Raw genomic sequence first — 2,939 nt, 5'->3', positions numbered from 1 at the left:
GTTGTTGGAAAAGGTAATTTTGAACGTCACGCTCAGTAACGTTCTCGTGAGTTTCAGAAAGGGCTTGGTAAATATCGTCGTTATTTAGGTTTGAAGCTGTAAAACAGGTGGATGAGAACGAGCTAAAATCAGCCACGTCGATTTTAGATGTATTGATTTTAAAATATCAGATAAAACGATTTAACATAGTGTCATGTTAGAGCGCTGAATATCCCAACGGCTAACCACAGCAACTATACGAGGTAGCCCTATGGCTAAGCGCGATTGTAGTGTAAAGCACCGACAACTGACCATTAGTGATAAATGATTGAAGAAACTAGGTTTTGATGTGGGTAACCTCTACACCTTCACTCACCAAGCCGGACAGTTGGCTATCCGGTTGGCAGAGGGGGAGTAAGGTAGAGGTAAATTAAAAAAGCTCTCAGCTCAAAGTCGAGAGCTATTCACTATCTACTTCATATTTTAATGATGTATTAATGTTAATCAGCACATCTTTTACTTTTTCCAGAAATTCAATACACTCATTAGGTATTTCATACAAAAAGAATATTTCTATCAAAAAATTATTAATTCCTTTCGATTCTGGGAAAGCCTCATAAATCTCTTTACTTTCAATAAAACGAATATAACTATTAATTTTTTCTTGCAGTAAGTATAAATGTTCAAATGTATCGTCTTTCCAACTTAGATGGTCAGTTATACCTAGTCGAACAAGATCTGTATTCTCTTTTGGTATACCAATCATATCTACTTTATTTGTATCTACTATTGACATTTATTCCCTCTATTTTTCTTTTTCTGGTCTGACGATTTTGACTTTAGTTGGGGGTAATTTTGTTCTCCCCTCAAAACTAGGTTTACCTTCACCGACTATTACCCCACCATTTTTTTCTAAATCTGGGTATCCGGTTTTTTGATTATCAGTTAAAGGTGCCGTTTGAGAACTTTTACACTCAACACAGTTTAAGACATTTCGATAAATGACTGTAAGTAGCATGCACGTTGAGTTTCATCTGAAAATTTCGGTAGATTTTCTTCAATAATCTCGATTTCTGACGATATATTTAATGAATAAAAATAGTCATAAATAACCCCATAATTATCTATTGATTTCCTTATTTTTTCTGGAACCAGACAACATCCATTTGTAGCAAAATAAGCTATCGACCCATCTTCATAAGAAGAGAACCAATCTAGGTCATTAGATTCTAAAAACTCTTCATCCACATACATCATTATTCAGCATCAAACATATTTGTACAATTGTCACAGCTGGTAGCCGGCGCAGGTTTGTGCATTGACCACAGGCAATTAATTATCTGGGTCATTGAGACAAAGTGGTAGCTAAAAGGAAAATCCCAGCATTTAGACTAGGCTCTTAACATCATCTACGTAACTTATATTCTGCAAACCAAGCCCCTATTCCAGCTATTGGGCCTGTGATCAAACCTACCCTGAAAGCCTTTTTCACATACTCATAAGAAAAAGTAAACTCTCTACTGATAAACCACCAAATTAGGCATTTGCCAATAAAAAAGAATATTATAATCATTAGAAACATGGCAAACCCACATATAATGCTCATTATAACCATGAACATTAGTTGATCATTTTTTACTCTCATCCATTTTCTCCTTAATCTCTTTAATTTCCTCTTGCATCAGAGCATTTGTTGTTTCAGTTAGACCAGCAGACCCCATATTTCCCAAAAGACCAGGAACTATGCTCGGTTTCATAACCTTCGAAAGTCCATATAATCCGTTTTTAGCTCCACCTTACAATTTAGGATTATATTGTGGTTCCCAACTTCCTGTTTTCCAAAAATTTATATTTATAGCATTATTAATTTTCATTAAAATATATAAAATTAAAATCTAAAAAAACAAAATTTATTTTAGTTTATTTTCTTTTATATATAGCACCCCAAAACCTACTCCCATAATCATTCCCACTCCAATACTAACTCTTAATGAGCGTTTTATTTCATTAAGCCCAATAGACATTGGAGTGTTAGAATAAAAATAAAAAAATACGTCAATAGAAAGAAACATTATGATACACAAAATAAACAATGCGACTATAAATATAATTGTTAATATGCTTGAAAATAAAATACCCTTCATTAATCTTCCTTACTTTTATTTATTTTTTCCTGAATGAATAAACCACCAAGCTCGGATATAATACTTCCCCCTGTATTTCCCATTCCAGAAGAAATTTTACTTTCTGATACTTCCTTCATAATATAAGAATTTCCATTAACTTCTGACTCTGAATATTTTCTCAATACTTCATTAAATCCCGGATTATTGCCTTTTGTTATTATTTTACCAACCCAATTAGTTATAGGTTTTACCATAAAGTTACCTAACCCATACCCCATTAATGCTCCACCTCCTGTCGTGATTGCTCCCATTACCGCACTCTCATCATTAATGGTATTTGTCAATGCTCCACCTGCTGCATTAAAGAAAACCGTACTTTTCCATCCTTCTCCCATTGTTATTACATTTACCCAACCTGCAATTATTGCATTCACTGGGTTCACTTTTTTTGAATCGATATATTGTACGCCTGAATTGGCACCCGCACCGATAAACCACATCACTCGCGCACTTGTTGAAAGCAAAGAAACACTTCCCGTACTACCTGTTGCTAAAGCATAGATATAAGCTTGTTGTAGCGCTTTGCCTCTCTGACATGATTCAAAATTAGGGTTTTCGGCGCATGACATCCTATCTTTACCATATTCCTGAGCCAATTGTGTATGTGTTAGCTCATTTCCACCCAATAAGTTATTCTCAACCACTACTTTCCCGGCTTGGGCGGCATTGGCAACGCCTGCGCTATTATCGCTGATTAAACCGCCGGCAATTCCTGAAGCTAACGTTGCCCATGCACTTATATTTTGCTTTTCAGTCTCGGTCAGTTCTTCGGGA

At 35.3% G+C, this 2,939-nt stretch carries 4 protein-coding genes; all 4 read right to left on the bottom strand.

The window, feature by feature from the left end:
- Positions 1-439: 439 nt before the first annotated feature.
- Positions 440-775: a DUF6572 domain-containing protein gene (locus tag DK861_RS01115; protein ID WP_109399016.1), complete on the bottom strand. Its 336-nt coding sequence runs from the start codon at positions 773-775 to the stop codon at positions 440-442.
- A 188-nt stretch (positions 776-963) separates the two neighbouring features.
- Positions 964-1,227, bottom strand: coding sequence for a hypothetical protein (locus DK861_RS18110; RefSeq protein ID WP_162556747.1), 264 nt, complete (start codon positions 1,225-1,227; stop codon positions 964-966).
- A 662-nt stretch (positions 1,228-1,889) separates the two neighbouring features.
- The gene (locus DK861_RS01100) at positions 1,890-2,123 is read right to left on the bottom strand and encodes a hypothetical protein (RefSeq protein ID WP_109399013.1); all 234 of its coding nucleotides are present in this window, start codon (positions 2,121-2,123) and stop codon (positions 1,890-1,892) included.
- Positions 2,123-2,939: VENN motif pre-toxin domain-containing protein (locus DK861_RS01095; protein ID WP_162556746.1), on the bottom strand; the 817-nt coding region annotated here is incomplete at its 5' end. The genes DK861_RS01100 and DK861_RS01095, both read right to left, overlap by 1 nt.

Origin of the sequence: Proteus sp. TJ1640, from assembly GCF_003144445.1 — a bacterium.
In the GTDB taxonomy this organism is placed as follows: domain Bacteria; phylum Pseudomonadota; class Gammaproteobacteria; order Enterobacterales; family Enterobacteriaceae; genus Proteus; species Proteus penneri.
This window is presented reverse-complemented; position numbering and strand designations above follow the sequence as displayed.